Source organism: Streptomyces sp. KPB2 (assembly GCF_003950055.1).
In the GTDB taxonomy this organism is placed as follows: domain Bacteria; phylum Actinomycetota; class Actinomycetes; order Streptomycetales; family Streptomycetaceae; genus Streptomyces; species Streptomyces salinarius.
Map to the genome: position 1 here is coordinate 733,115 of NZ_CP034353.1, position 24,424 is coordinate 757,538.

A 24,424-nucleotide genomic window follows, 5' to 3' on the forward strand; every position below is an offset into this window, starting at 1 on the left:
GGTACGGGAGGTGTCCGCTCATGGCCTCTCTTACGGTGGGGGTGTGCCGCGAGATCACCCCGGGTGACCGTCGTGTGGCTCTTCCGCCGGAGTCGGTGCCCCGGGTCCGCACATTGGGTCTCGACGTACTTGTGGAGACCGGTGCCGGCGAACGTCTACGGCTGCCCGACCCCGAGTACCGGGCCGCAGGCGCAGGCATCGGCTCGCGGGACGAGATCATCGCCGACTCCGACATCGTCGTGGCGCTCCGGCCTCCGGCATGCGCCGCGGGACGTGTGCTTCGACGTGGCCAGGTGATGGTTGCCCTGCTGACCGTTCTCCGAGCCCCGCTGAGCACCCCTTTCCTCATCCACAAGTGGGCTGACGAGGGACTCACCGTCATCGCCCTGGACCTCGTCGGCGACGCGGAAGCCGCGGGCTCGCCGCTCGACGCCGCCGCCTCGATGGAGCAGTTGGCGGGCTACAAGGCCGCTCTGCTCGCAGCCGACCTCCTCGACCGGCCGCTGTCGGCGGGAGGCTGTGCCGCGCTCCCCGGAACAGCAGCCCGTGCTCTGATCGTCGGCCACGGACCGGCCGCGCGTCAGGCAGGGCGCACTCTGGAGGCGTGCGGGACGGAGGTGCTCACCGCAGACGACGCCCCGTCGGATCTTCGCGACCGGGACATCGTCGTCACGTCGCTTCGCCCCTGGCTCTACGACCGTCCACGGATTGTGCTGACCGCCGAGTCGCTGGCAACCATGCGTCCTGGTTCCGTGGTCGTCGACATGGTCGCTGATCAGGACGGCGGGAACGTGGAGGGCTCGGAACCGGGGACTGTGGTCCGCACCGCATCCGGCGTGCTCGTGGCGGGGGCGGGCCGACTTGCCGAGCGGCTGCCCCGGGTCGCGTCCGACGCCTATGCCAGTCACGTCATCGCTCTACTGCAGCGCATCGCTTCCGGGGGAGTCATCGACATCGACCCCACGGATCCTGTGCTGTCGGCGGTGCTGGTCACCCATCGCGGGCTCGTCCTCCGGGACAGCGTCTGGCGTCCCATCATGGAACAGATGACCGTGGCTGGGCTGCCTTGACCCGCACCCACACCGCGTCAGTGAGCGCCCACGGCGGGGGCATGCGCCTGCAGGCCGACGCCGGCCAGCGCCACCGCCCGCCAGGCGCACTCCTCGTAGCAACGCCCCAAAACCGCCGCGTCCACGGCATCTCGTGTGGAGCAGGCGAGACTGCCCGTCAAAAGCGAGCGGCTGAGACGACGCTGTCGAGCGGTGACGTCGGCGAGGCCTTGGTTCAGCATGGTCAGGGGGCCTGGTACCCGGAGAACGTCGTGGGCTTGCGCCATGAGGTTCACGCATGCTTCGCCCAGTTCTCGCACCGGCCCCGGGAGCGGCCCGGCGAGACTCTGCGTGCCTCGCCCCGAGGCGATGTCACCGACCTGTTCGATCAGAACGGCGATGCGCCCCGCGTCGCCCCGCACGTACAGCGCCATCAGCGAAGAGCGACGGTCGGCTTCGTCGAGCGGATCGGCGGAGATCGTGGAGGTGATGTCCTCCACCTCTGTCAGCAGTGCCGCCAGGTTCTTCGTGAACGCTGCGAACTTGCGCTCGGCCTCCGGGGTTTCCTGCGCTGTGATCAGATGCGTCGCCCCACGCAGGGCGTCGTGCGCCTTCAGCAGAAGCTCCGGTACTCGGTCCGCCTCATGCCCTGCCCCGGCGTCCGCCGGGTCAGTCGTACGGTGCTTCACCCTGGTCTCCTCGTCGAGAACGCCCCCTTACGGCGCACCCGGGAAGCGCTGCCGGGCGTTCACACTCGCGTCACACATCACCAGTATTCACCCGTCCCCGCCCCATCGCCGTCCACGCCACCGTGCGTCGCGGTCGTCCATGAGACGCCGTCTCGCTTCACACCAGCCCGGCGCCGTTGCGCGACCGGCGGCACGTACGGGTGTGCGGCCACGCCCGCCGCATGCCCGGAAGCTCGGCCTTCAGGACATACGCGTCGTCCGATACCTGCTCCTCACCGCTCCGGCACGCTGCTCAAATGACCCTCCTTTCCACCATTCAGCGATCGCTCCGCGCAGCACTGCCTGGAAGGGCCGAACGTCCCAGCCGGTCCGCTGGAGGAGCTGCGTTCTCCGACTCTCCTGCCGGATGGTGCCTGGGGCCCGTCAGCGCGCACCGCACGTCCACGACGCCCTCGACCGAGCGCACCAGCCGTTCGGCCAGCGGAACGAACGAGGTGTCCGGCACCCGGCCGGTGAGTGTGACCACTCCCTCGCGCACCTCCACGCGGACCGATTCGAGTCCTTCCGGGAACCGGCCGCCGACGATCTCCCGACGGACTTCCTCGGCGATGTCGAGGTCGGACCGCAGGAAAACCCTGAGCAGGTCCGCGCGGCTGACGATGCCCTGCAGTACGCCGTCGTGGTCGACGACGGGGAGACGCTTGACCCTGCGACGTGCCATGGCGCGGGCTGCCCGGGCCACAGGGGCGTCCGCGCGGACGGTCACGGCCGGAGTGCTCATCAGATCCTCCGCGGTGACTGCCCGAGCCTTCACCAGCCCCTCGGGAATCCGGCTCCGGGGACCGCGCTCGTGGTCGGTGTCGCGGAATTCCTCCTTGCGCAGCACATCGGCCTCGGAGACGACACCGATCACGTGGTTCCCCTGATCGATGACGGGAAGTGCACTGATCCGTTGCGTCTCCATGGTCCGGACGATGTCCTTGAACGTCGCTCCACCGGCCAGGGCGATGACTCTGCGGGTCATGACGTCCTCGACCCTGTAGACGTGGCCGTCCATGGCTTCCTCCCACCAGGGTGGTGAGTGTCCCGACACCTACAAGGGTCCGTCACCGTCTCGGCGGACGCATGGGGCCCAGTGGCCACAAGGATCGGCCGGCCGGCCCTTCCTCACGCCCCACGAGCAGGTGAAGCATGTTCTTGACCGGGCACGAGCGGCTACGGGCAGGTGAGCACCATGTCGGATGTGACGACCACGGACCTGTACGAGGTCACGATGGCCCTGTCCTACCTTCTCGAAGACATGAGCCGGCCCGCGACGTTCAGTCTGTTCGTGCGTGACCTGCCTTCCGAACGTGGATTCCTCGTCAGTGCGGGCATCGAACCGGCGCTCGACTACCTCAGCGCCTTCCGCGTCACCTCGGCGGACGTGGAGGACTTCGCCTCCGCGCTGCACCGGCCGTACGCCGACCTCTCCCCGCTGTGTGGCATGACGTTCACCGGCGAGGTGCGCGCCGTGCCCGAGGGACGTGTGGTGTTCGCCGGGGAACCACTGCTGGAGGTCACCGCGCCGCTCGCGGAGGCTCAGCTCGTGGAGACCTTCCTGCTCAACCAGGTCTCGCATCAGACGGCCGTGGCGTCGAAAGCGGTGCGGTCCGTCCTGGCCGCCGCGGGACGGCCGGTGGTCGACTTCTCGCTGCGCCGCACGCACGGGACCTCCGCCGGGATGCAGGCCGCGCGCACTGCGGCTCTCACGGGTTTCGCAGGGACCAGTAACGTGGCGGCGGCGGTCCGCTGGGGGCTGCCCGCGTCCGGGACGATGGCGCACTCGTACGTCGAGGCGTTTCCCGACGAGGAGGCCGCTTTCCGCGCCTTCGCCCGCGCCCACCCGGGGCCGGTGACGTTCCTGGTGGACACGTACGACTCGGTACGCGGGGTCCGTACCGCGGCTCGTGTCCTGCGCGACCTCGGGCGGGGACCGGGGTGCGCCGTACGGCTGGACAGCGGCGACCTCGGTGATCTGGCCCGCCGTGCGCGCGCCGAACTGGACCGGGCCGGCCTTCCCGGCGTCCGTGTCGTCGCCAGCGGTGGCCTGGACGAGTACGGCGTGGACAGCCTCGTCCGTTCCGAGGCGCCCATCGATGTGTACGCGGTCGGCACCCGTGTGGGCACCTCCGCCGACGCTCCGTATCTGGACTCGGCCTACAAGCTGGTGGAGTACGACGGGCGCCCGGTCATGAAATTGTCGTCCGCCAAGGTGACGTCGCCGGGACGCAAGCAGGTCTTCCGCCGTCAGGGGGGTGACGACGTCATCGCCCTGTGGGACGAGCCGGGGCCGGCCGGCGCGGAGCCACTGCTGCGTACGGTCATGCGTGACGGACGGCGGCTCCGCCCACCGGACACCCTGCCGGAGGGACGCGCGCGCCTCGCGGCAGAGCTGGCGACCCTGCCCGCCGACGCACTGCGTATCCGGGCTCCCCGGCCGGGCCGAGCCGGGTGCTCCGAACGACTGTCCGCACTGACCGCGGACCTCCGCAGGCGCCTCTGTTCGTCCTAGTCTCCCCGCGCCGGGCTCGGTGCGCGCAGTCCGACGGACTTCTCTCCGCTGGCGCGGTGGCGTGGTACCGGGCAGCGTGGACAGTGGCGGACAGCGCTCATGAGCGAGGTGACCATGCAATCCTCTGATTCGGCAGCACGGGTGGTCGTGGGAGTGGACGGGTCCGCGTCCTCCTATGCCGCGCTGCGCTGGGCCGACCGGTACGCACGCTCCGTCGGTGGTGTCGTGGAGGCGGTCCATGTCTGGGACACACCGTCCGCCGTCGGTTTCGCCGGTCCGGCCATCGACCCCGATTTCGACCTGGAGCAGGCGCGTGAGCGTTTCACGGCGGAGCTGAACGCCATCTTCCCCGAGGAACGGCCGCCGGGTTTGCGGGAGGTCCTCGTGGAGGGCGACCCGTCCGAGACCCTCATCCGCGCTTCCCAAGGGGCCGAACTCCTCGTGGTGGGCCGCCGGGGCAGGGGCGCCTTCGGGCGGGCGATGCTTGGTTCGGTGAGCCAGCGCTGCGCTCAGCACGCGGCCTGCCCCGTCGTCGTCGTTCGCCGGGAAACGGAAGCCGACCCGGTTCACTGACCCGTCTCCCCGCCGGCCGACCGCCCTGGGCTGCTGTGCGACGCGCGGGGCCGTCGTCTGTGTGGAACAAAGAGCATCGGCACCCGTACGACGAGTGAGAGTCACGGAGGCGTAGGTGGCAGGGCGCCCACGCCGGGGCCGGAGGCGGCGCCCCCGGCAGCACTCATCGTTGAGTCGTCTCCGTATCCCGGTCCGTCCCCCCGGAGACCGCGCTGCGCACCGCCAGCACCACCTCCGGCGCTTGGGCCAAGGTGTTCGTGACGGTGCAGTGGGACACAACCGCGCGCAGGGCGGCCTGCTTCTCTGCCGACAGCGTGGGAGGCTGTCATGCAGCACCGAACGATAGGTGATCTCATGACCCGGCCGGTTGTGCACGTCCGAACGGACGCGACGTGCAAAGCGGTCGCCGCGACCCTTGCCCACGACGATGTCACCGCCGTACCAGTGGTGGACGACATCGGCCGCCCCGTCGGTGTCGTGTCGGAGGCGGATCTGGTCCGCGGGGTCGCTCAGTGCCCCGATCCCGCCGGTCCGACCCGGCTCCCGGAGCCGACGGACCGCTCCCCCGGTGAGAACGTCACGGTCGAGGAGCTGATGACCGCACCCGCGGTGTGCGCACGACCGGAGTGGACCGTTGTGGAAGCCGCGCGGATCATGGTCGCCGAGGGAGTCAAACGCCTTCCCGTGGTCGACGAGGCAGAGCGTCTCGTCGGTATCGTCAGCCGTGGCGACCTGGCACAGCCGTTCGACGACCGGAACGAGCTGGGCATCGTCCAGGAGACCCTCGATGGTCACCTGGCCTTCATCCACTTCCACCGTCATGTCGGCCGGTGCCAGACCAGCGTTCGAACCAGGACGTCGCGAGACATCTCCTCCCGCAGGGAGTCGTCGCGGCGCAGGAACACCCGAAGGAGGAAACCGCACAGGCCCCTGGGGGCACCCGCGGTTGAGCCGCAGCCACGACCGCAGGAGACGCCGTGGGACGGCAAACCGATGGTCCACGCGGGGCAGGTCGTCACCCGCCGCGCCCTTTTGCAGTCCGGCCCGATGAGGTTCGGGGGGCCGTTCGACCCCCTCGGGTCCCGGGTGGCTGCCCGAACGGCCCCTGGACCGCGAATCGCCGCGGCGTGAGGCTGAAGGGGACAGCCGGAGGTGGTCACAATGCGCGGAGGTACAACCATTCGGCGGTCCCTGTGGCGTTGGCGCCGCAATCCGCTGCGCCGCCGCGAGGACGTGCTCGAGGCCTGGATCCTCCTGTTCGTCTGGTTCGTCATCGCCGTCGCCGGTCCCGTGGCCGGTGTGTTGGCATCCCACGCCGCGGCACACAGTGCCGCAGAACGGCGTGTGGAGCGGCACTCCGCAACGGCCACACTCGTGTCGGACGCATCCGGCAATCCCCTGTCCACGGGGACGACCGGAGGCCGGGTCGACGCGGCCGTGCGGTGGACGGCACCTGACGGCACGCGGCACTCGGGCAGGATCCCCGTCGACGAAGGGATGAAGGCCGGCTCGCGAGTGACGGTCTGGACGGACTCCCAAAACCAGCTGACGACGGCGCCGCCCTCCGCCACCCAGGCAGGGGTGGACGCGGCGTTCATGGGTGCCGCGTCCTCCTTCGCCGTCGTGGCGGCGGCAGCCGCCGGCTACTACGGCGCACGAGTCGTCCTCAACCGACGTCGCCGCGCCGCGTGGGCGCACGAATGGGAGGACGTCGGTAGCCAGTGGGGGCGCGCGGCCAACTGAACCGGGCGCCTCGTCGCGGTCCCCGCCTCAGCCGAGTGGGATGCCATGGCATGCGGACAGCGCGCCAGATGTTCCTGCCGGTGTTGCAACGTCCGTTGCGCTCGGTCGCTCATGGCGACCTCCCACACTCGGGTTCACATCCCCCACTCCACCGTCTCTCGGACACCGGGCCGAGCCCATGGTCGCCCGGCCCCGTCCTCCCGCCGATCGGCGCGGCTACGCCGGCGTTCCTTCCTCTCTCCCCCTTCCCTCCGCGGTGTCGACCGGTGCCCACCAGACCAGGCGTGTGCCGTCGCCTTCCGGAGCCTCCAGTTCGAACCCTCCCCCGCATTTCCGTGCCCGTTCCTCCATGTTCCGCAGACCGCTGCGGCGCCCCCCAGGCGCGAAACCCACACCGTTGTCACTCACCGTGAGCCGCACCTTCTTGCCGTCCGTCTCCAGCAGGACGTCGACATGGTCGGCACGCGCGTGCCGAGCGACGTTGGCGAGCGCCTCGGACAGGACGGCCAGAATGTGGTCCGCGATCTCCCCGGCCACGTGCGTATCCAGCAGGCCCGCCATGCGAACGCTGGGAGCGAAGCCGAGAGCGGCCACCGCATCTCCCACCGCTCCCACTGCCCGGTTGCGGAGGCCGGGGTTCGCTTCGTCCTCCCGGGAACGCAGGCCGAAGATCGTCGATCTGATGATCTTGATCGTCTCGTCGAGATCGTTCACCGCCCGCAGCACACGCTGCCGGGCCTTGTCGTGGTCGATCAGTTTCCCGGCACTCTGCAGCGTCATGGCGGTGGCGAACAAACGCTGGATCGCGAGATCGTGCAAGTCGCGGGCGATCCGGTCTCTGTCCTCCAGTACAGCGATCTGTTCCGCGTCACGGCGACGGTCGGCCAGTTCCATCGCCACGGCCGCTTGGGCGGCGAAGACCTGCAAGGACTCGATCTCACGATCACTGAATGAAACACCGCCGGCCTCGCGCGCCAGGAGCACCACACCGCGCACGCCTTCGCTCGACCCGATGGGGACGGTCACCGCCGGGCCCAGCCCCTCGAAGCGCCGCGGACCGGCCGAGATCCGCTTGTCCCGGGACACGTCCGGGCTGCTCACCGGCACACCTTGTGCGAAAGCCTCTCCGACGAGTGTCCCCTGAACGGGCAGAACCATCCCGCGCAGCACCTCGGCCTCCTTCCCGATGGCGAGTTCCACCGCCAACGAGTCGGTGCCGCGGACCGGCATGGCCACCACCCCCAGCGCCGCGGCGGTGATCTCTTGACTCCGCTCCGCGATCAGCTCCAGGACGTCGCTCTGCTCGGCACCCGACATGAGCGACTCGGTGATCTCCGCGTTCGCCTGGAGCCAGCGCTCACGCAACCGGGATTCCTCATAAAGTCGCGCATTGTCGATCGTCACACCGGCAGCCACCGCCAGCGTCGACAACACCGACTCGTCGTCCTCGTCGAACTGCAGCCCACCACGCTTCTCGGTGAGATACAGGTTGCCGAAGACATGGTCGCGTACACGGATCGGCACTCCGAGGAAGCTGTTCATCGGGGGATGGTGCGCCGGGAAGCCGTACGAAGCCGGATGCTGGGAGAGCTTCGGGAGCCGCAGCGGCGCGGGGTTCCGAATCAGCTCACCAAGGATCCCGTGTCCTTCCGGCAAATGCCCGATGCGCGCGATCTGCTCGTCATCGACACCCACCGTGTAGAAGGCAGACAGGCTCCGACCGTCCGGACCGATCACGCCAAGTGCCGCATATTCCGCGTCAACGAGAGTCGCCGCAGCTTCGACGATCGTCCGGAGGGCTTGTTCCAATTGCAGGTCACGCCCCACGAGAAGCACGGCTTCCAGGAGGCTGTGCACGCGGTCCCGCGTTTTACGGGCCGCGTCCAGACGGGCCTGCAGTTCGCCCAACAGCTCGTCGAGTCTCAGCTGCGGCAGCTGCACGGACGCGTCCCGGGCTTCTTCGGAGCTTCCCACCGCCATGCCTCCGTGCCCTCGGGCTCTCGACCGGCCAGACACTCTCTCGCCACAGTAACGGCTCACGTCGGGAGAGCAACGCCGACGAAGCACGGAGCCGGAAGCAGACGCCGTGAACCGCTCCGTGCGGTAGCGGTCGCGACGCACCGCGCGTGGTGGCGAAAGTGTTGAGATGCTGGAGGTGAAACAGCGCTGTCCGCGGGTGTACCTCGACAACCCGGTACGGAACCGACGACCGGGTCCTGGCCGGACGGAGGACGGAAATGGACGCACAAACCTACCTTGCGTACGACTACCCGCTGCTCGGAGCCTTCTGGACCATGCTGATGATCTTCCTGTGGGTCATGTGGTTCGTCCTCCTGTTCCGCGTTGTCATCGACGTCCTCAGGGACGACGGACTGAACGGCTGGACGAAGGCCGGGTGGCTGGTGTTCTGCATCGTCCTGCCTTTCCTGGGTGTGCTCGTTTACGTGATCGTCCGTGGCAGGGACATGGGCCGCAGGGAAACGACCCGGGCCCGTGCGCAGCAGCAGGAGTTCGACGCCTACGTCAGAAAGACAGCGGCCGGAGGCTCGAGCAGCGTCGACGAACTGGCCCGGCTTTCCGAGATCCGGGACCGGGGTGCCATCACGGACGAAGAGTTCCGCAGGGCCAAGGAGCTTGTTCTCTCTGGTCACGGTCCGGCAGAACACGCAGGCAGGGCCGGCACCGGTTCTGCTGCGCGCTGAGACTGCACCGCTCCGGAGATGCTCGGGTCCCTCGCCTGGAAGCGGCATTCCGTGTCGGTACCGGCACACAGTCCTCCGATCCGAGGAGCGGGAGACATGGTCCGATACGTGTACGACTTCACCGACGGTGGGCGCGAGCTGGCCGGTCTGCTCGGCGGCAAGGGGGCGAACCTGGCCGAAATGACCCGGCTCGGCCTTCCGGTCCCGCCGGGCTTCACTCTCACCACCGAGGCGTGCCGGGCGTATCTGCGGACCGGCGCGGAGCCCGCCGGTCTCGCCCACGAGGTCTCCGCGCACATGACCGGGCTGGAGGAGGGGGCCGGGCGGCGGCTGGGGCAGCGGGACGACCCGCTGCTCGTGTCCGTGCGGTCGGGTGCCCGGTTCTCCATGCCCGGCATGATGGAGACGATCCTCGACGTGGGCCTGAACGACGACTCGGTGGCCGGTCTGGCGAAGGCGTCGGGCAGCGCGCGCTTCGCCTGGGACTCCTATCGCCGGCTGGTCCAGATGTTCGGCAGCACGGTGATGGGTGTCGACGCCGCGCTGTTCGCGGGCGCGCTGGAGCGTCTGAAGGCGCTGCGGGGCGTCCCGGACGACGTGCACCTCGGCGCAGCCGACCTGGCCGGGCTCGTGGAGGCGTACAAGGAGCTGATCCGCCGCGAGACCGGCGAGGACTTCCCTCAGTCCCCGGCTCACCAGCTGCAGCGGGCGGTCCTGGCCGTCTTCGCCTCCTGGAACAGCGAACGAGCGCGCCTGTACCGGCGTCGCGAGCACATCCCGGACGACCTCGGCACCGCCGTCAACGTACAGCGGATGGTCTTCGGCAATCTCGGGGCCGACTCCGGCAGCGGCGTCGCCTTCACCCGCGACCCGGCCTCCGGACGGCGCGGACCGTACGGCGACTACCTGCCCGACGCGCAGGGCGAGGACGTCGTCGCCGGCATCCGCAACACCGTCCCCCTGGCCGAGCTGGAGCACCTGGACCCGCACTCCTACGGGCAGCTCCGGGAGCACATGCGGACGCTCGAACAGCACTACCGCGACCTGTGCGACATCGAGTTCACCATCGAGCGCGGGAAGCTGTGGATGCTGCAGACCCGGGTGGGCAAGCGCACCGCCGAGGCGGCCTTCGCCATCGCCGCCGCCCTGGCGGACGAGGGCCTCATCAGCCCGGACGAAGCCCTCGCGCGAGTGAGCGGGGAGGGACTGGCCCGGTTGATGTTCCCCCGCTTCGACGCCTCCGCGACGGGTGCCCCGCTCACGCGCGGCCTGCCGGCCTCGCCGGGTGCCGCGGTCGGCGCGGCCGTCTTCGACTCCGCGGAGGCGGTACGGCGCCACGCCGCCGGTGAGCCGGTGGTCCTGGTGCGCCAGGAGACCAACCCGGACGATCTGCCGGGCATGGTCGCCGCCCGGGCGGTGCTGACCAGCCGTGGCGGCAAGACCTCGCACGCGGCCGTGGTCGCACGCGGCATGGGCAAGGTCTGCGTCTGCGGCGCCGAGGACATCGTGGTGGACACCGAGGGCCGGCGGCTCACCACCGGCGACGGCACCGTCGTCGAGGAGGGCACCGTCCTGTCCGTGGACGGCTCCGCGGGCACCGTGTACGCCGGTGCGGTGCCGCTCGTCGACTCCGCCGTGATGCGCCGGTTGGAGAACGGTACGACCGACGGCGCCGACGAGGCTTTGGGCGCGGTGGCCGGCGCGGTCACGCGTGCCCTGGACCGCGCGGACGCGGTGCGGCGGCTGGAGGTCAGGGCCAACGCCGACACTCCCGAGGACGCCGCGCGCGCCCGTCGGTTCGGCGCCCAGGGCATCGGCTTGTGCCGCACCGAGCACATGTTCCTGGGCGAGCGGCGCCGGCTGGTCGAGCGGATGATCCTGGCGCAAACCGACGCGGACCGCGACCGGGCGCTCGGCTCCCTGCTGCCGCTGCAGCGCCAGGACTTCGCGGGCATCCTCACGGCGATGGACGGGCTGCCGGTCACCATCCGCCTCCTCGATCCGCCGCTGCACGAGTTCCTGCCCGACCGCCTGACACTCGCCACCCGCCTCGCCGCAGCCGAGGCCCGCGGTGAGGTCGTGGACACGCACGACGCCGAGCTGCTGGACGCCGTCAACCGCATGCACGAGGAGAATCCGATGCTCGGGTTGCGCGGCGTGCGTCTCGGCCTGGTGGTTCCCGGGCTGGTCACCATGCAGGTCCGGGCGATCGCCGAGGCGGTCGTGGAGCGTGTCCGGGCGGGTGGCAACCCCCGGGCGGAGATCATGGTCCCGCTCGTCGGCGACGTCACCGAGTTCCGGCTGGTACGCGCGGAGGTGGACCGCGTACTGACGGAGGTGTCGGCCACGTCCGGCATCCCGGTGGCCTGCCCGGTCGGCACCATGATCGAGCTTCCGCGGGCGGCGCTCACCGCCGGACCGATCGCCGAGGTCGCGGAGTTCTTCTCCTTCGGCACCAACGACCTCACCCAGACCACCTGGGGCTTCTCCCGCGACGACGTCGAGGCGGCCTTCTTCTCCGCCTACCTCGACAAGGGCGTCTTCTCCGCCTCCCCCTTCGAGACGATCGACCGCGAGGGCGTCGGACGGCTGGTGGAGACCGCCGTTGCCGAGGGCAGGGCCGCCCGCGACTCACTGGAGACAGGCGTGTGCGGCGAACACGGCGGAGACCCGGAGTCGGTGCACTTCTTCCACAGCGCCGGGCTCGACTACGTCTCCTGCTCTCCGTTCCGGGTGCCGGTGGCACGGCTGGAGGCCGGACGGGCCGCACTGGACCAGGGCGAACCCGACGACAGCAGGTGAGACCTCACGCCCTTTCTGTTGCCCGGGCTCTCCCGCCGCGCTGCCGCACGTCTCCGACGGAGTGTCGGAGCCGATGGCTCCGGGCCCGTCACCTGTGTGCCGCCGGCATCGGGGCGCGGTCGTTCCTCCGACCGGACCGGACCTGGCAGGAGCGGCGCATAGCCCCGTCCGGCCGTCAGGAGTACGGGCGCACGCCGTACACGGTCCGTCCCGCGAGGAGTTCGCGACCGGTGACGATCTCGGGGGCGATACGGACGAATACCTCGTCCGGCCACGGCACCCACGAGCGTGGGCCGATCACCGTGCGACGGTCCCGCTCAGCGGTGTCCGCTGTCACGGAGGCGACTCCGGTGACGACGACGCTCCAGCCGGCGTGTGTCGCCGCGTCGAATTGGTCGGCCTCGAAGGCGACGACGGCCCCGTCGACCGCGCGGACCATCTCGGACGCCGCCGAGGTGCGCAGCAGCACGGCATCGTCCTGGTCCAGGCAGAAGTTGACCGGGAGGACTGCGGGCAGGGCGTCGCGTGTGAAGACGACCCGGCCCACTTCCGCCGATGACAGTCGCTCAAGGCATTCCTGCCGGTCCAGTTCGCGGAATCCGTCGTTGTCGTACATCAGCCGCCACCCGTATCTCGCGTGTGCGTACTCGTGATCACGGCCGTCTCTCTCCGGTCGGGACGGAGATCCACACCGCGGGCTCCGCCCCTGCTTGATGATCATCCGGCGGGCGACCGGGTCCGACGCGTCCGGCGGCGTACGTGTCCGACGCGCGGCCCGCCCGCCGGGCCGGGCGGCGTCACACCGCGTCTGCGGCGACGACTCCGCTCTGGGAACTGCCGAGGACCACCTTCAGTGCTCCGGTGTCCGCGGCGCCGGAGAAGACCTCGTACGCCTCCTCCATGCGTTCCAGTGGGAAGGTGTGGGTGACCAACTGGGCGGTGGGAAGCCGTCCGGAGGCGGTCATGCGCAGCAGCGTGGGTGTGGTCCGGGTGTCGACCAAGCCGGTGGTGATCGTGACGTTCTTGATCCACAGGTCTTCCAGGTGCAGGGACGCCGGCTTGCCGTGCACGCCGACGTTGGCGACGTGCCCGCCCGGACGCACCATGCGGGTGCACATCTCGAACGTCTCCGGTACGCCCACGGCTTCGATGACGACATCGGCGCCGAGTCCCCCGGTCAGGTCGGCGACCAGTTGCTCCGGTTGCTCGCGGGCGTCTGCCACGGCGTCGGCCCCGATCTTCCTGGCGGCCTCCAGCCGGGCGGCGGCCAGGTCCACGACGACGATCCGTTCGGGCGCGAACAACCGTGCCGTGGCGACGGCGGCCAGTCCGATGGGCCCGGCGCCCACCACGACGACCGTGTCCCCCGGGCGGACGCGCCCGTTGAGCACACCCACCTCGTAGGCCGTCGGGAAGATGTCGGCCAGCAGTACGGCGTCCTGGTCGGTGACCGCACCGGGCAGGGGGTGCACGGAGAGGTCCGCGTAAGGGACGCGTACGTACTCCGCCTGGGTGCCGTTGATCAGGTGGCCCAGGATCCAGCCGCCTCCGCCGAGGCACTGGCCGTACACGCCCTCACGGCAGTAGCGGCACCTTCCACAGGCGGTGATGCAGGAGACCAGGACGCGGTCTCCCGGACGTACGGTGTGCACGTCCGTGCCGACCTCTACGATCTCGCCCACCGCCTCGTGGCCGAGGACGGTTCCGGGGCGCACCTCGGGGACGTCCCCCTTCAGGATGTGCAGGTCCGTGCCGCAGATCGTGACGGCGTCGACCCGGACCACGGCGTCGGTGGGCTCCTTCACGTCGGGGTCGGGTGTGTCCTCCCACCCGGACCGGCCCGGTCCGTGGAATACGTAGCCCTTCATCGCGATGCTCACCCTCTCTGTGCTCGGGGGCCTCCGGGGCCTGGTGACCGGTCTGCACCGAGTGGGCCCACGACCGCCGGTTCGACGGGGATCGCCCCACAACTCCAGCCTGTCCACGGCAACGCGCCCACGCTTGGGCCGGTCGGCCCTCGCCTGTCGCCTGTCGGCCCTGGGTCGGGCAGGTTCGTGGTGCTCGCTCGTGAGGAGACGCTTCGTCCGTCCTCGTCCTCCGCGAACCGGTCTTGGTCCAAGCACCAGCGAAACGGCAAGACCGAGGACTCGCGGGCTCTAGAAGCCTGGATTGCGGGCTACCTACCTGGACCGCAGGAAGAGGAAGTGGGGTGCGGGCCGCTGCGTGACGGCTCGTACCCAGGAGTTCGCCGACCGAGCGGGGCGCGGTGATGCCGTCGGCCGACCCCGACCACGGCGACCGTCCGGGGCCTGAACAGAGGTTCCGTACTCGCCAGGTCCGCGGTACGGACACGATCCTCCACCGCCCCGAGGTAGGCGTCGTCCTGGTCGAGTGTGATGGTGCAGCGCGTCTCGGGTCCGTCTGCTCGACGGGTGACTCGCAGCCCCAGATCGGAGACGAGACGCATCACTGCCAGGGCTCACGGCGAAAAGGCGCATGCGCAGGTTCTCGGGCGGCATCTCCTCGTAGAGCCTGTGCAGTTGATCACGATCCTCGGGTTCCACGGCGCGAACGCGAACGGTGGTGCCGTCCGCGAGCAGGGCGTGGATGGCCGGCCTTGCCAAGAGCGCTGTCATCGGGCTCTCCTCTCACCAGCACCGATGGCGCCGACCGATGCCGCGTTACCCGGCCGACCGGTCCCGGCCGGCTGCATGGCCGCGCAGTGCGCTCACGTCCGCTCGGGCACGACGACGACCGGGCAGGCCGAGCGGTGCAGGACGGCGTGGGCGACCCGGCCGAGCCGCCCGTGGACGCGACGGCCGATCACCAGCAGGCCGGCTTCCGCCGAAGCGGCAGGCAGCACGGCGCGGGCCGGGCCCTCGACGGTGTGCCGGCCCACGGCGACATCGGACGGTGCGTTCTCCAGGGCTGTCTCCAGCTCCTTGGCTGCGCGCTCCTCGTACAGCCGGGCGGGTTCTCCCGTCAGCAATGGGTGATCGACCGTTTCGTGGGCGGGGCAGCGCCAGGCCCGTACGGCTGCCAGCGGCACGTGGCGCAGCTGCGCTTCGCTGAAGGCGAGCCGCAGGACGGATGCCGACGTCTCGCCGGCACCGATGCCGACGACAATGCGGTCGTGTCGTCCTCCGAGGGCCCGGTTGTCGTGGTTGCCGCGTACGACGACGACCGGGCAGTCGCTCAAGGCGGCCACGGTCCGGCTGACGGAACCCAGCAGCCTGTCGGCAACACCGCTGCGACCTCGGCTGCCCACAACGATCATGGACGCGTTCCGTCCCGCGCACACCAGGGCGTGCTCGGCCTCGTCAGGCACCGTCTCGGTGCTGACCACGAGGTCGGGATGTCGCTGCCGGGCACGCCGGGCGGCGGCCTTGAGGATGTCGTCGGCCTTCGTCTCGGTGGAGGGCCTGCCCAGCTCGCGGGCGAGCGCGGCACCTTCGTACCGCTCCCACAGGGTCCCGAAGACCACGAGGAGGGGCACTTCGTGCAGGTCGGCCTCGTCGGCCGCCCAGTCCACAGCCCGCAGGCTGGACTCTGATCCGTCTACTCCGACCACCAGAGGCAGATACATGACACCTCTCCTTCCGACCGGGACGCGTCAGGGATGCGCCACGACGGCAACGGGTGCGGTTGCATGGTGCAGCACCGCGTGCGTGACGGCGCCGACGTGTACGCCGAGCGGGCTGCGCCGAATGCGCCGCCCGACGACCACCAGGGACGCGTCGTGCGACACGTCGACCAGGTGGCCGGCGGGGCTGCCGGAGCGGGACACCTCGATGACCTTGACGCTCGGGTACTTCTGCCGCCAGGGCAACAGCACGCGGGTGAGGTCGGCCGCTTTCCTACGGGCCACCCCTTCGTTCAGTGAGGCGTCCGCAGCCAGTCCATGGGGGGAGTGGGCCGGCAGGTGCCAGCCACTGACCACGCACAGCGCCGTCCTGCGGCACCGTGCCTCCGCGAAGGCGAAGTCGAGCACATCGTCGTCAGAGCTGCCGATGTCGAGTCCGACGACGACCGGACGGAAGTCAGTGGCCGCGGACGGGATGCCGACGGGGTCCAGGACGTGCTCGTCGGCCGCCTGCTCACCGGCACGCACGAAGATGACGGGAGTCTCGGTGTGGACGATCACCGATTGACCTACCGAGCCGACCAGAAAGCCGCCGAGCCCGCTCAGGGCGCGCGAGCCGAGGACCAGCAGTTCCGCCTCGTCGGCGGCCCTGGCCAGTGTGTCCGCCGGCGGGCCCGACCGCTGGTCACTGGTCACCACGACACCGGGATGACGCAGTCGGAGCCCTTCGCCGGTCTCCCGCGGGACACGCTCGGTCCAGTACCGGTGCGTCTCGGCACCGAGTATCGGGTCCTGGGCCAGGGCTGCGGGGGCCGGCTCCCACACGTGAAGGAGTTGTACGGGCAGGTCACGCAGATCAGCCTCGCGGGCCGCCCACTCGGCGGCGGCGTGGCTCTGGGGCGAGCCGTCGATCCCTACGGTGATCGTGCGGGTCATGCCTCCCACCTCCCGTGTCGGTCCTTCTGACTTCAGCGTTGCGCGCAACGGGTGGGGTGGGTAGGGGCCGCTCGTCCCGGAACACGGACGAGGGTCCCTTCGACGGACTGCCGGAACCGACCGGGCCGGGCACACGGCAAAACGGTGGTTGTGCCGCCGCTCATTCGCTTTCGTCCCGCAGACGGTCCTCCGCGTGGGTGGCGATGACGGCGGCCTGGACGCGACGCTCCACGCCCAGCTTGGCGAGCAAGCGGGAGATGTGGTTCTTGACCGTCTTCTCGGCCAGGTACAACCGCTGGCCGATCTGTCGGTTGGTCAGCCCCTCGCCGATCAGTGCCAGGATGTCCCGCTCCCGCTCGGTCAGACCGGGCAGCGCGTTCGACTCCTGCTCCCGGTCCTGACCCCCGCGCAGGCGTGCCATCAGCTTCGCGGCGGCGGCCGGGTCCAGCAGTGACTGGCCACGGGCCACGGTGCGTACGGCCGAGACGAGGTCCGAGCCCTCGATCTGTTTCAGGACGTATCCGGCCGCGCCCGCCATGATCGAGTCGAGCAGCGCCTCCTCGTCGTCGAACGAGGTCAGCATCAGGCAGGCGAGGTCCGGCATGCTCGACCGCAGCTCCCGGCACACGGTCACCCCGTCACCGTCCGGCAGCCGTACGTCCAGCACCGCGACGTCCGGACGCAGCGCAGGGACGCGCACCAGGGCCTGCTCGACGGTCGCCCCCTCGCCGACCACGGTGATGTCGGGCTCGTCGTCCAGCAGGTCGTGCACCCCTCGCCGCACCACTGCGTGATCATCCAGAAGAAAGACTGTGATCGCGGTCGCGCGGTCGGCCTGCTCGCTGTCCATCGTCGATCGCTCCTCGATGAGGCGTCCTGCCCACAGTGCCAGTCTTCTTCCAGCGGGGACCGAATGGCCAGGGCCGGTCGGCCCTCTTCCAGCCGTCCGCCCGGCTCACGGCTCCGATGCCCGGCAGCCGGCGGCCTCTTCGTTCAGCCGTTGCCGGACGTCCAGGTCTGTCCGTCCGGCATCACCGCGAACGCGGCGACGCCGGGCAGGGCGCCCAGCCAGCCGCGGGCTTCGGCGCCCATGCAGTACGCCGCCGTCGCGAGCATGTCGGCCTCCGTGAGCGAAGGGCTGGTCACCGTCAGCGAGGCGAGGCCGCCGGAGGGTGGCGCGCCGGTGCGCGGGTCCACGATGTGGCATCCCCGCTCGCCGGGCCCGGACGTGGCGATCCCCAGCGGGCCTCCGGGCGACTCGACCACCGCGGCGCAGGAGCCGGGCCGGAGGGGATGGGTGATGCCCACGCGCCAGGGCCCGCCGTACAGTTGCACGTCCCCTCCCCCGTTGAGACACACGTGCTCCGCCCCCGCCTCGCGGAGCAGAACCGCGGCACGCTCCACCGCCCATCCCTTGACGAGACCGCTCGGGTCGAAGACGCCCGAGTGCCACGCCGCGAACCGGCCGCCGGTGCGCCGGTGGGCGTCCGCACACAGGGCGAGGATTTCACGCAGTTCCGGCTGCCACTCCTCGGGCACGGGCCGCCCGTGCCCGACGCGACTGACGGCGCTGTCCGGCCGGAAGGGCGAGAAGACCTCGTCGACGTGGTGCAGCAGGCCTTCGGCCGCGTCGAGGGCCCGGCGGAGGCTGGGCGTGGGTTCGGCGCGCACCGTGCAGGAGAACACCGTGCCCATCGTGTGCACCACGCGGTGCAGTTCCTGCTCAGGCACGAGCCCGGTCCAGCGCGCTCTGCAGAGAGCTCATGTAGCCCTCGCTCGTGTAGGTCGCGCCCGAGACCGCGTCGAGGTGGGCGCTCTGGGCGTCCACCGTCTCCTTGATGAGAGCGGGCACCGCCGAGGCGTTGATCTGCCGGCTGCGGGGGTCGCCGCCGGGAGACTGTACGGCGCGCGCGGCGACGATCCGCGAACCGTCGAGCGTGAGCTGCACCTGAACGGGTCCGTAGCGGGTCTGGACCGTGGGACCTGTGACCGTACGGGTTCCCGAGGAGGTTCCCCCCGTGCCGGTGCCGCTGCTCGGCGTGGGCGTCGTGGCGGGCGGCAGGGCGCCGACCGGCGGATGGTGAGGCTTGAGGGACAGCGCGAGGACCGTCACGGTGACGGTGGCGGCGCAGGTCAGCACGGTGCGGCGGACGGGGTGGGCGCGCATGGCGGGGCTCACAGTTCGAAGGACTCGTGGTGGATGCGGGACGCGGGCACCCCGGCGTCCCGCAGGGCGTCGTGCACGGCCAGGGACAGTCCCCTCGGCCCGCACAGGTACACGTCGTGCCGGTCGACGTCCGGCACGACCGCCCTGAGCCGTTGCGCGGTGATCCGGACGCGCGAGCCGTCCGGGTTGTTGAGGACGTACACGAGACGGGCGCCGCGTGCGGCGGCGACGGCTTCCAGTTCCCCGCTCAGGGCCAGCTCCTGCGGGGTGCGTGCCCGGTAGAGCAGCGTCAGGTCGCCGGGCGCGGCGGGCAGCGTCTCGAACAAGGTGCGCAGCGGGGTGATCCCGGTGCCGCCCGCGATCAGCAACACCTTGCGGCGGCTGCGTCGTGCCGCGGTGAGGGCTCCGTACGGTCCTTCCGCCCACACCCGGGTGCCGGGGCGGAGAGAGGTGACGGCCGCACTGTGATCGCCGAGCGTCTTGACGGTGATGCGCATCAGGTCGTCGCGCGGCACGGCCGAGAGCGAGTACGGATGGCTGGCGCTCCGCATGCCGGGGGTCAGGAAGCGCCAGCGCAGGAACTGCCCGGGCCGGGCGTCGAGCCGGTCGAGCCGGCGACCCCGCATCCAGACGGAGTACACACCCGGCGCCTCGGGCACGACGGCCTCGACATGGATCCGGTGCCGGAGATTGAGCCGCACCGGGATGAGGACACGGAAGTACAGGACCAGGCAGGCCACGGAGGCGTACAGCGTGTACCAGGCGGCGCGGGCGGGCGCGTTGCTCACGAAGTCCGCCCCGACGGCCAACTGGTGCGAGAAGCCGAGGAAGACCGCCGCGTACGTGAGCAGGTGCAGGTGGTACCAGGTCTCGTAGCGCATCCGGCGACGTACCGCGCGCACCGAGGTGTAGCCGACGGCGAGCAGTATCAGGGCGCCTGCCGTGGCTTTGAGCATCTCCGGCAGATCGAACACGATCGTGCCGAGTTCTCTCAACGCCCCCACCTGTGCCTGTGCCGCGTAGCCGAGGACGATCAGCAGGATGTGTGCCAGGAGCAGGCCGATGGTCCAGCGACCCGCCGAGGCGTGCCAGCGCGCGGCACGGTCGCTGCCCACCCGGCTCTCCAGCCACGGCACCCGCGCCATCAGGGCGACCAGCAGGGCGCACATGTATCCGCACAGGAGCCCCGTGATGCGCCCCGCACCGGTGAGCCAGCCGGCCGCGCCGACGACCGAGCCCGTGTCCCTCCACCACAGCGCGAGTACGGCGATGCCTCCGGCCCACGCGGCCGCCTGGAGCGCCGTGGCCGGTGATGCCCGCCACGGCGTGGCGGGGGCGCGGTGCCGCGCCGGGGGCGGTCGGTCGGTCGCGGTGGTCATGGACGTCTCCTCGGGCAGGGGCTGTCCACTGTGGCGCCGCGACCTCTGAGCCGGCTCTGAGCCGCACCCCGACCGTGACGGTACGAGGGGGCGCAGAAGACGTTCAGAGGAAATCCAGAGGGTTACGGGGGATGCTGGGACGGCCATGAACACACCCAGCGCAGTCCTGACCCGTGCCGACGGCACCCCCGTGCGCGTCCTCGTCGTCGACGACGAACCCGATCTCGCCGAGGTCGTCACCGGGGCCCTGCGCTACGAGGGCTGGGACGTCCGCGCGGCGGCCTCGGCGGACGCCGCCGTCCGCGAAGCCCGCGCCTTCCGGCCCGACGCCGTCGTCCTGGACATCATGCTGCCGGACCGCGACGGGCTGTCGGTCCTGCGCGACCTGCGCGCCGAGCAGCCGCACGTGTGCGTGCTGTTCCTCACGGCGCGGGATGCCGTCGAGGACCGCATCACCGGGATCACGGCGGGCGGCGACGACTACGTGACCAAGCCGTTCAGCCTCGGGGAGCTCGTCGCGCGACTGCGCGGCCTGCTGCGCCGCGCCGGGATGACTCGCGAGCGGGCGACCGACTCCCTGCTCGTGGTCGGGGACCTGGAACTGGACGAGGACGCGCACGAAGTCACCCGGGGCGGCGATCTGATCGACCTGTCGCCGACCGAGTTCCAGCTGCTGCGCTGCCTCATGCGGCACGCTCGTCAGGTGTTGAGCAAGACGCAGCTTCTCGATCTGGTCTGGTCCTACGACTTCGGAGGCGGTGCCCACGTCGTCGAGCTGTACATCTCGTACCTTCGCAAGAAGATCGACTCGGGCCGCGCCCCGATGATCCACACGGTGCGGGGCGCCGGTTACGTCCTGAAGCCGGCGCCCCAGTGAGGTGGCCGCGCCTTCGTACGCTGCGCGCCCGCCTGACCGCCGGGCTGCTCGTGCTGCTCGCCGTCGCGTGCGCCACGGTGGGCGGGGCGGCCGTACTGGAACTGAACGGGTTCCTCACCGACCGCCTCGACCAGCAGCTGGCCGACACGGGCAGCGCTTTCGCGGCGAGTCTGGAGCACCCGGACACGGACCACGACGACCACGACGGAGACGAACGCGGTGACACCCGCCGCCAGGCCGCCGAGACGCTGGGGGTCCGGATCGCGGACGGCCGCGTGACCAACGCCGCCGTGGTCCGACAGGGCGACGCACCGGCTGACGTGGTCACCCTCGAGGTCGACGCCGAGGACGCCCGGGCCCTCGCGGCCGTGCCCACGGACGGGCGGGGCCACAGCGTCGAGCTGACCGGCCTCGGCGACTACCGGGTGAGGGCATGGCAGGGGCGGGACGGCGACACGCTGATCACCGGCCTGCCGCTGGAGCCGGTCGAAGCGGCGGTCCACCGGCTCGAACTCGTCGCGGGAAGCGTCTTCGGGCTGGCGCTCGTCGGTGCCGGCGTCGCGGGTGCGCTCTGGGTGCGCTGGTCCCTGCGCTCCCTCAGCCGCATCGCCGACACCGCGACCCGGGTCAGTGAGCTTCCCCTCGCGAGCGGGACGGTCGCGCTGCCCGCGCGTGCCCCGGACACCCGGCCACGCAGCGAGGAGGTCGACCAGGTCACCACCGCGTTCAACCGGATGCTGGGCCACGTGGAGCATGCCCTGACCCAGCGCCAGCGCAGTGAGGAACGTCTGCGCAGCTTCTCCGCCGACGCCAGTCACGAACTGCGCACCCCCGTGGCCTCGGTGCGCGGTCACGCCGAGCTGGCCCTGCTCCACCCCGGCCCACTGCCACCCGAGGTGGGCCGCGCGCTGGAGCGGATCGCCGCGGAGTCGGCCCGGATGGGCGCCATGGTCGACGACCTCCTCCTGCTCGCCCGCCTGGACGCCGGCCGCCCCCTGGAGGACGAACCCGTCGACCTGACGCGGCTCGTACTGGACGTGGTCGACGACGCGCGCGCCGCCGGTCCGGATCACCGATGGTCCCTGGAACTGCCGCAGGAGCCGGTCATCGTGTCGGGCGACCGGCACCGCCTTCACCAGCTTCTCGCGAACCTCACGGCCAACGCCCGGCTGCACACACCTCCCGGTACCGCGGTGACCGTGGGTGTACGACGGGACGACGACGGCACGGCCTGCCTCACGGTGACCGACGACGGGCCGGGTGTCCCGCCCGCCCTGCGCGACCACCTCTTCGACCGCTTCGTCCACGGAGACGGCCCCCGCGGCGCCGACGGGGGCGGCACGGGGCTCGGGCTGTCCATCGTCGCCGCGGTGGCCGCCGCACACGGCGGCACCGCGACCGTCACCGGCGAACCGGGCACCACCACGTTCACCGTGCGCCTGCCGCGACGACCGCCCGGGTAGCCCTCCGGCCGGCAGTGGTTCCGTCGGGCACTCCGCCGGCTTTGGGCGCGTGCCCTCCACCGACTTCAGGAGGCGGCCGTGAATGCGACAGCGAGCAGCGTCTACTTCGTCGAAGTCGACACCGGACGCATCAGGCGTTCGCGAACCATCTTCGACGGCGCCGAACTGGGCCGCCAGATCGGCCTCCTGCCCTCTCGCGGTTCAGCCACCGACCGGGCCACGACCGGTGCGTCCAACGTGAAGACGCAGCTGACCGACCGCCGGCGGGCGCATCACCCGCGTCAACATAGCCACGCTCCGTAGCCCCCTTCGGGCCCTCCGGGCCCGTACGCGTACCGACCGTCAGCGCATCCCGGTCCTGGGAGGACGCCGGGCGGGTGATCGTGGTGGCCTCGCGCCCTCGGGATCCTGTCCTGCGGGCAGAGTGTGCCCGCCCCGTTCCGCGTCCGGCAGGGCGGCGGCCGCCTCTCGTTCCCGGGCCGCCTGCTCGGGATGACGACGCTGCCAGTAGGGGTTGTCGTGCGGCAGTTTGCTGGACACCCGGCCGTACATGCCGAACGTGGCGATGACCAGTCCCATGACGAAGCTGAAGATCACGTTGGTCATCCCGAAGTCGAGGACGTTGGCGCGACGGTCCAGTACGAAGACGTGGAAGAACCCACTCAGGACGAAGAGCGCGCCGATCGTCATGTTGAGGACCGAGGCGAAGTTGCCGCCGACCGCCGCGCCGGCGAGCAGCGTCAGACCGACGACGGCGGAGATCACGCTGAGCGCGACGTTGGTGGTCATGCCGGCGATCGTGTCGCCCGCGGTGTCGAACGGGCTCAGCGCGTCGGCGAAGCCGAGACATGCGAAGACCAGCAGGACCAGCCCGCAGAAGCCCGCGCCGTAGCGGTAGACGGTGGCCAGATGGTGATCGACGGGCATTTCGTCTTTTAGCCTCATGTCCGTTGTTTCCGCGTGTGCGCTCGCTTCGGATGCGTGTCCGGCGACAGGGTCCCGGGCCGGTACCGAGGCGTGCATCCGCCGCGGGCCCCGCGTGCGAAGTGCGCGGTGACGACCTGGTGCGCGCAGCGGCCGCACCGCCCGGCCTGCCGGCAGGAGACGCTCATGCACGAGGTGGCGACGGACCAGGCGTTCGACGCGCGCGGCCGGCGGCACGACGACGTCGGTGACCGTCCGGCGCCGGAGCCGGTGATACGGCAGGTACCGCTCACCTGGCGCGGCCTGGGTCTGGACACGATGGCGTCGCTGCTGGTGGAGTCCTTCGCCCGCCTCGGCAGTCGCTGCTTCACGGCCCGTTGCCAGTGGCCCCGCCTGCATCCGCTGAACGAATGCGCGCTGGGCGCGGTGGCGCACCATCCGCTGATCATGGCGGAGTCCACCCGGCAGCTCGCCCTCGCTCTGGAGTACGGCCGTCCTCCGGGCGCGGTTCGTGCGGGGGAATCCTTCGGGTCGTGCACCATGCGGTTCGCCCGCCCGGCGGACTCGGCGCCATACGCGGAGGAAGCACCGCTTCCGGGTCTGCTGCATCCCCCGGCGGCCGCGGTCGGTGCCACGGCCGACGGTGACGTGCTGCTGGCGCGGGCGCCTCGGGGCCGACTGGTGACCGCCCCGCGCGACCCCGGACACCCGGTGCTCCTGGCCGGCCGGCCGGCGCGCATGCCCCTGTTGGCGGTCCTGGAGGCGGGGCGGCAGGCGGTTCTGCTGGAGAGTGGGATGACGGCTGCCGCGGTGATCGGACTGCGGGCCGACGTGTGCGCACCGGTGCCGTCGCGCGGTGCCCTGATCGAGACCTCGGCGGATCCCGGTTCCTGGTCGCGGCCGCGGGCCGCCCCGCCGCGACGGGCGCGGTGACGTTGTGGAGCAAGTGATCGAAAGTCCCGGCATGGTGTGGTGAACGGACC

General features: G+C 70.9%; 23 protein-coding genes and 1 pseudogene. 11 read left to right on the plus strand and 13 right to left on the minus strand.

The window, feature by feature from the left end; translation table 11 throughout:
* Positions 1 to 20: 20 nt before the first annotated feature.
* Entirely contained in the window at positions 21 to 1,070 is a 1,050-nt protein-coding gene (locus D1J63_RS03355; RefSeq protein ID WP_164712697.1) for a hypothetical protein, read from the plus strand.
* Between the two features lie 17 nt (positions 1,071 to 1,087).
* On the opposite strand, the gene D1J63_RS03360 is transcribed toward D1J63_RS03355, so the two are convergent.
* Together D1J63_RS03360 and D1J63_RS03365 are read right to left on the minus strand one after the other, a co-directional pair.
* The gene (locus D1J63_RS03360) at positions 1,088 to 1,738 is read right to left on the minus strand and encodes a hypothetical protein (protein WP_125627652.1); all 651 of its coding nucleotides are present in this window, start codon (positions 1,736 to 1,738) and stop codon (positions 1,088 to 1,090) included.
* Positions 1,739 to 2,054: 316 nt separating this feature from the next.
* Positions 2,055 to 2,795, minus strand: coding sequence for a CBS domain-containing protein (locus tag D1J63_RS03365; protein WP_206436749.1), 741 nt, complete (start codon positions 2,793 to 2,795; stop codon positions 2,055 to 2,057).
* A gap of 177 nt (positions 2,796 to 2,972) precedes the next feature.
* On the opposite strand from D1J63_RS03365, the gene D1J63_RS03370 reads away from it, so the two are divergent.
* The 4 genes from D1J63_RS03370 to D1J63_RS03395 all read left to right on the plus strand — a co-directional run bounded on the left by D1J63_RS03370 (position 2,973) and on the right by D1J63_RS03395 (position 6,608).
* Positions 2,973 to 4,292, plus strand: a complete 1,320-nt coding sequence (locus tag D1J63_RS03370) for a nicotinate phosphoribosyltransferase (protein WP_125627653.1) — start codon at positions 2,973 to 2,975, stop codon at positions 4,290 to 4,292.
* Between the two features lie 99 nt (positions 4,293 to 4,391).
* On the plus strand, positions 4,392 to 4,865 hold the full coding sequence (locus D1J63_RS03375; RefSeq protein ID WP_241235501.1) for a universal stress protein: 474 nt from the start codon (positions 4,392 to 4,394) through the stop codon (positions 4,863 to 4,865).
* A 327-nt stretch (positions 4,866 to 5,192) separates the two neighbouring features.
* The gene (locus tag D1J63_RS36875; RefSeq protein ID WP_206436750.1) at positions 5,193 to 5,996 is read left to right on the plus strand and encodes a CBS domain-containing protein; all 804 of its coding nucleotides are present in this window, start codon (positions 5,193 to 5,195) and stop codon (positions 5,994 to 5,996) included.
* A 30-nt stretch (positions 5,997 to 6,026) separates the two neighbouring features.
* Positions 6,027 to 6,608, plus strand: coding sequence for a hypothetical protein (locus D1J63_RS03395; RefSeq protein ID WP_125627654.1), 582 nt, complete (start codon positions 6,027 to 6,029; stop codon positions 6,606 to 6,608).
* 216 nt (positions 6,609 to 6,824) lie between these two features.
* On the opposite strand, the gene D1J63_RS03400 is transcribed toward D1J63_RS03395, so the two are convergent.
* Positions 6,825 to 8,582, minus strand: coding sequence for a GAF domain-containing sensor histidine kinase (locus tag D1J63_RS03400; RefSeq protein WP_125635151.1), 1,758 nt, complete (start codon positions 8,580 to 8,582; stop codon positions 6,825 to 6,827).
* A gap of 263 nt (positions 8,583 to 8,845) precedes the next feature.
* Here D1J63_RS03400 and D1J63_RS03405 point away from each other — a divergent pair, with 263 nt between their 5' ends.
* Positions 8,846 to 9,310 (plus strand): SHOCT domain-containing protein, encoded by a 465-nt coding sequence (locus D1J63_RS03405; RefSeq protein ID WP_125627655.1) that lies wholly within the window; start codon positions 8,846 to 8,848, stop codon positions 9,308 to 9,310.
* Positions 9,311 to 9,406: 96 nt separating this feature from the next.
* Positions 9,407 to 12,112, plus strand: a complete 2,706-nt coding sequence (ppdK, locus tag D1J63_RS03410; RefSeq protein WP_125627656.1) for a pyruvate, phosphate dikinase — start codon at positions 9,407 to 9,409, stop codon at positions 12,110 to 12,112.
* Positions 12,113 to 12,287: 175 nt separating this feature from the next.
* Here ppdK and D1J63_RS03415 read toward each other — a convergent pair whose 3' ends face one another.
* The 9 genes and pseudogenes from D1J63_RS03415 to D1J63_RS03455 all read right to left on the minus strand — a co-directional run bounded on the left by D1J63_RS03415 (position 12,288) and on the right by D1J63_RS03455 (position 20,177).
* Complete coding sequence (locus tag D1J63_RS03415) at positions 12,288 to 12,728, minus strand: pyridoxamine 5'-phosphate oxidase family protein (protein WP_125627657.1); 441 nt, start codon at positions 12,726 to 12,728, stop codon at positions 12,288 to 12,290.
* Positions 12,729 to 12,909: 181 nt separating this feature from the next.
* Positions 12,910 to 13,980 carry a zinc-dependent alcohol dehydrogenase family protein gene (locus tag D1J63_RS03420; protein WP_125627658.1) on the minus strand — a complete coding sequence of 357 codons (1,071 nt, stop codon included), beginning with the start codon at positions 13,978 to 13,980 and terminating at the stop codon, positions 12,910 to 12,912.
* A 404-nt stretch (positions 13,981 to 14,384) separates the two neighbouring features.
* Positions 14,385 to 14,748: pseudogene (locus tag D1J63_RS37020) on the minus strand (GNAT family N-acetyltransferase); the annotation flags it as partial.
* A gap of 92 nt (positions 14,749 to 14,840) precedes the next feature.
* Positions 14,841 to 15,698 carry a universal stress protein gene (locus tag D1J63_RS03430; protein WP_125627659.1) on the minus strand — a complete coding sequence of 286 codons (858 nt, stop codon included), beginning with the start codon at positions 15,696 to 15,698 and terminating at the stop codon, positions 14,841 to 14,843.
* 27 nt (positions 15,699 to 15,725) lie between these two features.
* Positions 15,726 to 16,631: a universal stress protein gene (locus D1J63_RS03435; protein ID WP_125627660.1), complete on the minus strand. Its 906-nt coding sequence runs from the start codon at positions 16,629 to 16,631 to the stop codon at positions 15,726 to 15,728.
* Between the two features lie 160 nt (positions 16,632 to 16,791).
* The gene (locus tag D1J63_RS03440) at positions 16,792 to 17,481 is read right to left on the minus strand and encodes a response regulator transcription factor (protein WP_125627661.1); all 690 of its coding nucleotides are present in this window, start codon (positions 17,479 to 17,481) and stop codon (positions 16,792 to 16,794) included.
* A gap of 143 nt (positions 17,482 to 17,624) precedes the next feature.
* Positions 17,625 to 18,326, minus strand: coding sequence for an FAD:protein FMN transferase (locus D1J63_RS03445; protein ID WP_125635153.1), 702 nt, complete (start codon positions 18,324 to 18,326; stop codon positions 17,625 to 17,627).
* A 28-nt stretch (positions 18,327 to 18,354) separates the two neighbouring features.
* Complete coding sequence (locus D1J63_RS03450; RefSeq protein WP_125627662.1) at positions 18,355 to 18,798, minus strand: FMN-binding protein; 444 nt, start codon at positions 18,796 to 18,798, stop codon at positions 18,355 to 18,357.
* 8 nt (positions 18,799 to 18,806) lie between these two features.
* On the minus strand, positions 18,807 to 20,177 hold the full coding sequence (locus D1J63_RS03455) for a ferredoxin reductase family protein (RefSeq protein WP_125627663.1): 1,371 nt from the start codon (positions 20,175 to 20,177) through the stop codon (positions 18,807 to 18,809).
* Positions 20,178 to 20,322: 145 nt separating this feature from the next.
* Here D1J63_RS03455 and D1J63_RS03460 point away from each other — a divergent pair, with 145 nt between their 5' ends.
* From D1J63_RS03460 to D1J63_RS03470, 3 genes are all read left to right on the plus strand, one after another.
* Positions 20,323 to 21,054 (plus strand): response regulator transcription factor, encoded by a 732-nt coding sequence (locus D1J63_RS03460; RefSeq protein ID WP_061441025.1) that lies wholly within the window; start codon positions 20,323 to 20,325, stop codon positions 21,052 to 21,054.
* On the plus strand, positions 21,051 to 22,517 hold the full coding sequence (locus D1J63_RS03465) for a HAMP domain-containing sensor histidine kinase (RefSeq protein ID WP_125627664.1): 1,467 nt from the start codon (positions 21,051 to 21,053) through the stop codon (positions 22,515 to 22,517). Before D1J63_RS03460 ends, D1J63_RS03465 begins: the two co-directional genes overlap by 4 nt.
* Before the next feature lie 78 nt (positions 22,518 to 22,595).
* On the plus strand, positions 22,596 to 22,820 hold the full coding sequence (locus D1J63_RS03470; RefSeq protein ID WP_241235502.1) for a hypothetical protein: 225 nt from the start codon (positions 22,596 to 22,598) through the stop codon (positions 22,818 to 22,820).
* A 39-nt stretch (positions 22,821 to 22,859) separates the two neighbouring features.
* On the opposite strand, the gene D1J63_RS03475 is transcribed toward D1J63_RS03470, so the two are convergent.
* Complete coding sequence (locus D1J63_RS03475; protein WP_125627665.1) at positions 22,860 to 23,462, minus strand: DUF4383 domain-containing protein; 603 nt, start codon at positions 23,460 to 23,462, stop codon at positions 22,860 to 22,862.
* Positions 23,463 to 23,627: 165 nt separating this feature from the next.
* Between D1J63_RS03475 and D1J63_RS03480 the strand changes: the two genes are divergently transcribed.
* Entirely contained in the window at positions 23,628 to 24,374 is a 747-nt protein-coding gene (locus D1J63_RS03480; RefSeq protein ID WP_241235503.1) for a hypothetical protein, read from the plus strand.
* Positions 24,375 to 24,424: the final 50 nt, after the last annotated feature.

Coding starts and splice junctions, on each gene's coding strand:
- D1J63_RS03365 (WP_206436749.1), bottom strand. CDS start 2,795: ATGGACGGCCACGTCTACAGGGTCGAGGACGTCATGACCCGCAGAGTC.
- D1J63_RS03395 (WP_125627654.1), top strand. CDS start 6,027: ATGCGCGGAGGTACAACCATTCGGCGGTCCCTGTGGCGTTGGCGCCGC.
- D1J63_RS03445 (WP_125635153.1), bottom strand. CDS start 18,326: ATGGGCACGGTGTTCTCCTGCACGGTGCGCGCCGAACCCACGCCCAGC.
- D1J63_RS03450 (WP_125627662.1), bottom strand. CDS start 18,798: ATGCGCGCCCACCCCGTCCGCCGCACCGTGCTGACCTGCGCCGCCACC.
- D1J63_RS03435 (WP_125627660.1), bottom strand. CDS start 16,631: ATGACCCGCACGATCACCGTAGGGATCGACGGCTCGCCCCAGAGCCAC.
- D1J63_RS03440 (WP_125627661.1), bottom strand. CDS start 17,481: ATGGACAGCGAGCAGGCCGACCGCGCGACCGCGATCACAGTCTTTCTT.
- ppdK (WP_125627656.1), top strand. CDS start 9,407: ATGGTCCGATACGTGTACGACTTCACCGACGGTGGGCGCGAGCTGGCC.
- D1J63_RS03455 (WP_125627663.1), bottom strand. CDS start 20,177: ATGACCACCGCGACCGACCGACCGCCCCCGGCGCGGCACCGCGCCCCC.
- D1J63_RS03420 (WP_125627658.1), bottom strand. CDS start 13,980: ATGAAGGGCTACGTATTCCACGGACCGGGCCGGTCCGGGTGGGAGGAC.
- D1J63_RS03355 (WP_164712697.1), top strand. CDS start 21: ATGGCCTCTCTTACGGTGGGGGTGTGCCGCGAGATCACCCCGGGTGAC.
- D1J63_RS03460 (WP_061441025.1), top strand. CDS start 20,323: ATGAACACACCCAGCGCAGTCCTGACCCGTGCCGACGGCACCCCCGTG.
- D1J63_RS36875 (WP_206436750.1), top strand. CDS start 5,193: ATGCAGCACCGAACGATAGGTGATCTCATGACCCGGCCGGTTGTGCAC.
- D1J63_RS03405 (WP_125627655.1), top strand. CDS start 8,846: ATGGACGCACAAACCTACCTTGCGTACGACTACCCGCTGCTCGGAGCC.
- D1J63_RS03475 (WP_125627665.1), bottom strand. CDS start 23,462: ATGAGGCTAAAAGACGAAATGCCCGTCGATCACCATCTGGCCACCGTC.
- D1J63_RS03430 (WP_125627659.1), bottom strand. CDS start 15,698: ATGTATCTGCCTCTGGTGGTCGGAGTAGACGGATCAGAGTCCAGCCTG.
- D1J63_RS03415 (WP_125627657.1), bottom strand. CDS start 12,728: ATGTACGACAACGACGGATTCCGCGAACTGGACCGGCAGGAATGCCTT.
- D1J63_RS03375 (WP_241235501.1), top strand. CDS start 4,392: ATGAGCGAGGTGACCATGCAATCCTCTGATTCGGCAGCACGGGTGGTC.
- D1J63_RS03480 (WP_241235503.1), top strand. CDS start 23,628: ATGCACGAGGTGGCGACGGACCAGGCGTTCGACGCGCGCGGCCGGCGG.
- D1J63_RS03370 (WP_125627653.1), top strand. CDS start 2,973: ATGTCGGATGTGACGACCACGGACCTGTACGAGGTCACGATGGCCCTG.